This window comes from Marinomonas sp. S3726 (genome assembly GCF_000967665.1).
GTDB lineage: Bacteria > Pseudomonadota > Gammaproteobacteria > Pseudomonadales > Marinomonadaceae > Marinomonas.
Genome location: NZ_JXYC01000035.1, coordinates 1 through 6,855, shown reverse-complemented (window position 1 = coordinate 6,855; position 6,855 = coordinate 1). Strand labels below are relative to the sequence as shown.

8 protein-coding genes are annotated in these 6,855 nt (G+C 43.6%); all 8 read left to right on the top strand.

Going from position 1 to position 6,855, the window contains the following annotated elements; translation table 11 throughout:
* Positions 1-306 (top strand): phage protein Gp37 (locus TW85_RS22020; RefSeq protein ID WP_046019312.1); only part of this gene is annotated, 306 nt, incomplete at its 5' end.
* Positions 307-315: 9 nt separating this feature from the next.
* Complete coding sequence (locus tag TW85_RS22015; protein ID WP_046019311.1) at positions 316-522, top strand: DUF2635 domain-containing protein; 207 nt, start codon at positions 316-318, stop codon at positions 520-522.
* On the top strand, positions 523-1,980 hold the full coding sequence (locus tag TW85_RS22010) for a phage tail sheath subtilisin-like domain-containing protein (protein ID WP_046019310.1): 1,458 nt from the start codon (positions 523-525) through the stop codon (positions 1,978-1,980).
* Between the two features lie 33 nt (positions 1,981-2,013).
* Complete coding sequence (locus TW85_RS22005) at positions 2,014-2,370, top strand: phage tail tube protein (RefSeq protein ID WP_046019302.1); 357 nt, start codon at positions 2,014-2,016, stop codon at positions 2,368-2,370.
* A gap of 28 nt (positions 2,371-2,398) precedes the next feature.
* Complete coding sequence (locus TW85_RS22000; RefSeq protein ID WP_046019309.1) at positions 2,399-2,761, top strand: phage tail assembly protein; 363 nt, start codon at positions 2,399-2,401, stop codon at positions 2,759-2,761.
* A 129-nt stretch (positions 2,762-2,890) separates the two neighbouring features.
* Positions 2,891-4,852, top strand: a complete 1,962-nt coding sequence (locus TW85_RS21995) for a hypothetical protein (RefSeq protein WP_046019308.1) — start codon at positions 2,891-2,893, stop codon at positions 4,850-4,852.
* The gene (locus TW85_RS21990) at positions 4,852-6,090 is read left to right on the top strand and encodes a DNA circularization N-terminal domain-containing protein (RefSeq protein WP_046019307.1); all 1,239 of its coding nucleotides are present in this window, start codon (positions 4,852-4,854) and stop codon (positions 6,088-6,090) included. Before TW85_RS21995 ends, TW85_RS21990 begins: the two co-directional genes overlap by 1 nt.
* Positions 6,087-6,855, top strand: a 769-nt coding sequence (locus TW85_RS21985; protein ID WP_343251985.1) for a phage baseplate assembly protein, incomplete at its 3' end; no start/stop codon positions are given. The genes TW85_RS21990 and TW85_RS21985, both read left to right, overlap by 4 nt.

The window sequence follows — 6,855 nt, the reverse complement described above, 5'->3', positions numbered from 1 at the left end:
GCAAAAGCGCTACAAGGCAAGAAAGAAGTCGGTATCTACCAAATGACAGAGCAGCTTATCGTCGCGCTAAACGGACTCGATCTTGGGCAAGTTGACGGCCTGAAGTTTAAGCGGGTTAAGAACCTTTTTAGTTTTGCTGAAGCGCAACAAGGTGTCTGTTGTTATGAAATGAGTTTCGAATTGCTAATGCACCCTTTTAATCAGATAGACGCTTCTACGTTAGATGAATTTAAACGCTTTCATTCAGACACTTTAAATGAAAGCGGTGACCTTTTAATTAGCGCTGACACCGAATTGACAGAATAGGAGAACCCTATGCAAGCCGTAAATAAAGTAAAAATAAAACCGCCTGAAGGTATGCAAGTTCGTAAACAAAACGGGCAGACACTAAACCCAGATGGCGAGTTGGTTGTTTTAAATAGCTATTACCGTCGCAGGCTAAAAGATGGTGACTTGCTTTTAGTAGAAGATAAAAAAGCCGCTAAAGCAGCCAAAAAAATTGAAACTAAAGGGGGCAAATAAATGAGTATTTCATTTGACAATATACCATCGACATTACGAAACCCCGGAACTTACGTCGAGTTTAATAATGAGCTTGCTGGCGCGTCTTCGACAATGTTTAAGGTTGTCATAATTGGACAAAAGTTAGATTCAGGTATTCAGGCAGTCAATACACCGATTAGAGTCACTGACCCTAAACAAGGTGCGGTTTTCTTTGGGCAAGGAGCTATGCTTGCTGGTCAATGTGAAGCATTTTTAAACGCAAATGCCGATACCGAAGTTTGGGCGATAGCGTTATCTGATGATGACGCGGGAGCGGTTTCAGCGGGTGCTTTTACAGTCGAAACCGCAGCAACAGGCTCGGGAACTCTTTCGCTTTATATTGGAAATAATCTGGTTAGAGCAGGAGTAAGCGCAGGGGATGATAAAAATACTATCGCGGCCTCGATTGCGGCTAGCATAAATGCAAACACTTCTTTGCCTTTTGTTGCCGAGCTTGAAGGCGCAATTGTTAGAGTTAAATCTCGCCATAAAGGCGAAGTGTTTAACGGGCTAAAACTGCAAGCAAATTATTATGATGAAAAGTTACCTGATGGCGTTACTTTAACATTTGCTGATTTTGTCGGTGGGTCAGGTAACCCTGATATGTCACCCGCGCTTGATGCAATGGGCGATGAATGGTTTAACTGGTTGGTTTGTCCTTACACAGATACGTTTAATCTTGTTCAGCTTGAAACTGAATTAGGCGAACGTTTTGGGCCAATGGCTCAAATCGGTTGTCGTGCTTTTATTGCTTTTTCTGGTACACACGGTCAAAGCGGTACATTCGGCTCGGCTAGAAACAACCCACATATATCTTGTATGGGGACGGGAGCAAGCCCAACACCGCCTTATTTATTGTCAGCGATTAACGCGGCAACCGCCGCTAAGTCTTTATCAATAGACCCAGCAAGACCACTTCAAACATTAGTGTTAAAAGGCATGTTAGCGCCTAGCCGCCATGAGCGTTGGGGCCAAACCGAGCGCAACCTTCTTTTATACGATGGCATCTCAACTTTCACGGTCGGTGACGACGGTACTTGTCGCATTGAGCGCCAAATTACCATGTATCAAACCAACGCTAGCGGTTTAAGTGACGCCAGTTATTTAGATATTTGTACACCAGAAACCTTAGAGCGTATTCGATACGAACAAAGGCTTATGATGGCTCAGAAATACCCACGTCACAAACTCGCCAGTGATGGCACCCAGTACGGAGCGGGCCAAGCGATCGTTACCCCCAAAATCATCCGTGGCCAGTTGCTCTCTCTTTATAGAGAGATGGAGAAAAAAGGCTGGGTAGAAGATTACGAGTCTTATGAAGCGAACTTAATTGTAGAGCGTGACGTTGATGATAAAAACCGTTTGAACTGGCGTGATACACCAAACTTAGTTAATCAACTTCGTATTACCGCTGGTAAACAGCAATTCATTATTTAGATATTCAAGTGTTTTAAATCTAGGAGCAAGCACATGGCTAGAGTCGCAAAAAAATTGTATTTCGATATACCTGGTATAGGCAGAGTTAACTCTTTACCCGGCGCAAGTTTTAACCCCGGCGGTCAAAAGCGTGACGCTGTAATGGCCGATCTTGGCCCGGCAGGTTTTTCAGAAGAACCCGTTGCGCCATCTTGTGAATATAAAATCGCAAACACAGCGGGCGTAGACCTAAATCAGTTAAGAAACCTGACTGATGTTAACGTCTCGATTCAAGATGATAACGGTCAATCATGGATGATATCTAGCGCTTGGATGAGCGAGCCCCCGACACTTTCAGGTGGGGAATATAGTTGCAAAATGGAAGGCATATCAGCCGACCCAGTAAGCTAATAATTTAATTCAATAGGCGGATAGATCTATGCATAAAGTTACATTAGATAAGGGTATTTCAGTCGGGGATAAAACTTATAAAAAAGTAACCTTAAAGGCGCTTTCAGCAGGTGATGTTATTTCGGCTATGGAAGAGTCAGAGAGGGTTGTCATGGTGCCTACTCCAAATGGTTTAGAGCCAAGTTTATTGATGTCAAACGCATTGATGGGAGTAAATACATTGCGTCGTCAAATTAAAACTTTAGGTGAATTAGAGGGCCCTCTCGAGCGCGAACAGCTTGATTTGCTTTCAGATAAAGATCTAGAAATTTTACAAGCGGGTGTAACGGATATGGATAACGCTATTGCTAAGGCGGTTTCTGAACGGGGGCGAGATGACGCTGCGAGCTAGCATAATTGAGTTAGCGATAAACAGATTGTCAATAAACTTAAATTGGACTCGTAGCGATTTTTTAACTCTAACTGAACGACAATTTTGTCAGATTTCAATTAATTTAAAATGTAAGTAAGGCGGTAATAAGTGGGCGATTTACAAACATCATTAGTTGTAAACCTCGCAGGGAATTTAGCTCAACGTGCACAGAAATATGCACGAAACATGGAGTATATGAGCGAAAGGGGCCAAAAAAGCATGAGGCTTTTAAATCGCTCAGCTAGTTTAACGAGTAAGGGTTTAGATAAATTAGGTAACAGATATACCACACTTATAACAGGAGCAAGCCTTGCTCTTTCTGGTCGGCAGGTAATAGGACTGGAAACACGTTTTGAAAGGTTAGGTATTCAAGCAAATAAATCTAAGTCAGAAATGGAATCGCTTCGTAAAACTATTTTTGATGTTTCACAAGAGAGACGTATACGTGTAGACCCCTCACAAATCACTGGTGCAATTGAAGCCATTGTGGAAAAAACAGGTGATTTAGAGTTCGCAAAAAATAACATCCGTAATATCGGAATGGCCATACAAGCTACAGGTGCGGATGGTACGTCTATTGGTGAAATCCTTGCCGAATTTCAAAAAATGGGTTTAGTAGATCCCAGTAAAATTTTGGAAACAATCGATATTCTTAATGTACAAGGTAAAGAAGGCGCTTTTACTCTGCAAAACATAGCCTCTCTAGGGCCACGAGTAATTACAGCGTATACGGCTACTGGTCGAACAGGCACTCAGGCAATGAGAGAGATGGGAGCCGCTTTGCAAATGATTAGGATGGGAACAGGTTCTTCTGAAATGGCCGCTACAGCATTTGAAGCAACAATGCGAACTTTAACAGACCCTTCTAAATTGAAATTATTAGAGCAATCAGGGCTAACGATTTTTGACCCTGAGGCAGCAAAAGAAGGCGCTCGTGTTCTTCGACCCATAAACGAAATCATGGGCGAAATCATTAAAAAGGTTAACGGTGACGCGACTAGACTTGGTGTTGTTTTTGATGCTGAAGCAATTAGGGCTTTTAACGCTGCTGCCTCTGAATTTCAACGTACTGGAAATTTAGCTACGTTAGAAAAATTTATGAGTATGCAAGCGGATGGAACAACAACTATGCGGGACTCTGCTAGAGCAGCAGGAACTTCGGAAGCGGCATTGCAGAACTTGCTTACAGCGTGGCAACAGTTTCAAAACAATGAACTGTCCGGCCCTATTCAAGATGCAGCAAATGCTCTTAATTCGTTGGAACCCGGTACAGTCCAGAACTGGTTGGAAATAGGTAAAAACATTGCGCTTGTTGGTGCTGGCGCGGTTATTTTAAAAAAGAGTGCAGGTGCTTTTGGAACGCTAAGAGATATGAAAAAAGGCGGAAAAACAAGTGGCATTGCCGGAACTATTTCTAACGTGGGAGCCCAACGAGTTTTTGTGGTTAATATGCCGGGAGCCGGAGTTAGAGGTAATGATTTAGCAGATAAAAAATCAACGTCCAAAAGAAATGAAAGTAAGAACTCTCGAAAAGGATCGCTTAGCTACACTACACCAATTAAATCGGCACCATCAAAATGGAAAACGCTTAGTAAAAAAGCGGGCAAATTTGGCGGCGCACCTCTCGCCCTTGCTAGCGGCGGTTACGCTTTATATGACACATTATCGAGTGACGCTAGCACCAAAGAAAAAGTCGTTGATACCGCAGGTATTGCGGGCGGCGTAGGCGGCTCGGCCCTTGGTGGTTGGGGCGGTGTTGCAGTTGGTGCCGCGGTAGGCTCAGTTGTTCCCCTAGTTGGAACAACGGTGGGCGCGGTTGTTGGTGGCCTACTCGGTAGTTTAGGCGGTTATTTTGCCGGGGAATCTGTAAGTACCAGCGTTGCTGAGCAGCTCTCAAGCTTGTTTGCTGAAGATAAAAAAGACCAGGAACAAAACCCTAAAGCATCAAAAGTTGAAAGCCCTAAAGCCGAGCTTAAAATCACGGTTGAAGACGGCCACACAAAAGTGACTTCTGTACGTTCTAACCACATTGATTTAGATATCGCTGGTTCTAGTATGGGGGCCTTGTAATGAGCTGGCGTGACCGTTTACGAGTAGGAAGTTTTCGCGGTGTTGAGTTTAGCGTCGATGGTGCGGGAGGCTCGGGTGGCCGTCGTGTTGCTTTGCATGAATACCCGCAACAAGAAAAATACCACGCTGAAGACCTAGGGCTTAAAGCAGAAGCTGAACGATTAACCGTTTATTTAGTGGGCGCTAATTATGATTTAGCACGTGACAAGCTGATGGCCGCTTTGAAAAAACCCGGATCAGGTAAGCTTGTTCACCCTTATTTAGGCACCCTCAATATTCAAGTTCAAGATTTTGACTGGTCAATAACAACACGTCGCGGTGGGTATTGTGAATTCACGATTCAATACATTAGGGCCGGAAAAATCACACCGCCCACTTCAACGTCTAATAAAGCGAAGCAGCTCACCGACGCTTCAGTAGCGGTTAATACGGCTATTGAAAACAGCTTTGTTTCTTCCTTTACTGTCGATGATACCGCCGCGTTTGTTGAAGAATCAGCATTAGAAAAACTGGATGGATTTGTTGATAGCATCAGGGCAATTAACGGTCAAATTGCTGGGTACCTTGAACCGATCGACACGGTTGCAGCGATTGTTGATGATTTCGGAAACGAGATAGCCAGCTTAATATTACAACCTGCAAATTTAGTTTCGTCATTGGTCAGTGTTGCCGCATCTGCGTTCGGCGCGATTAACGATATTAAAGTCGCGTTTAAAGCGTATGACCATTTATTAGCAGGATTCGGTGATGATTTAGCCGCAGATATTGATAGTTCTTTTTCGGTTAACAGAGCGCAAGAAGCAATTAATAATGCGGCGATTAATACTTTAATCGTTTCGGCAGCAACCGTTGCGGCTACTAATAGCATTGTGACGATACAATCCGCTTCCAGCGCCTCTACCTCTTCAAGTGATAACGCTTTTATTACCTTAGCTGAAGCTCAAAGTACACGAGATAAGTTGCTCACTACCGTTGATTCATTGATTGATGCGGGCGCGACGGATGAAGCGTATTTTGCGTGGGCGGATTTACAAGCAAGCCTTGTTAAATATATTGCTGACATTGAGCCAAATCTGGCCACATCAAATACGACAACATTGAATCAAAGCGTCCCCGCGTTAGTTATGGCATATAACCTTTACGGTGATGCAAATAGAGAAGCTGAACTGGTCAACCGTAATAGCATAGCTAACCCCGTGTTTATGCCCGCAGGTGTTGAACTGGAGGTACTGTCATGAGTGATTTGCTTTACCTTCATGTGGACGGAAAGGTTCACTCCTATTGGACAGAGGCCACTATAGCCCGCTCAATTGAGCGCGGTGCTCATTCATTTAATTTAACGCTAACAGATAGTTTTGAAGAAGCATCTCAAACGTCTGCTCGAACAATAAAAACAGATCAAGCCGTTGAGATATTTATCAATAATGAAAAGATAACCTCCGGCTATATCGATGATGTAAACCCTTCTTACAACGCTAAAACTCACACATTGAACGTGGTAGGTAGGAGTAAGGTATCTGATTTAATTGCTAGCACGACAGAAGGTAAGCAATTTAAAGTAGGCATGCGCTTAAGGCAAATTGCAAGTGCTTGCTGCTTGCCGTTTGGTATTGATGTGATTGTCGATCCCTCTGCATCAAGTGCAGCCAACGAGCCGATGAAAGCCGACCACATGCTAGACCTTGGACAGCCCATTTGGGAATTTTTAGAAGAGCTAGCACGAATCAAGGCCGTATTGCTTGTCTCAGATGAAAACGGAAACTTAGTCATTACTCGCGCGGGTTCAAGCTTGTCTGACGTGGCACTTGAACTTGGTAAAAATATAAAAAGTGCGTCTGGTACATTTAGTAGTCGCAATCTTTTTAGTGAATATACCGTATGCGCACAACAGGCAAACAACCCGCTAGCGTTGCTTGATACAAAGGCGAAAACTCAGCCCAAAGGCACGATTAAAGTGTTAACCAGCCGTCATAAACCTAGCGTCATAAGTTCAGATAACCCAA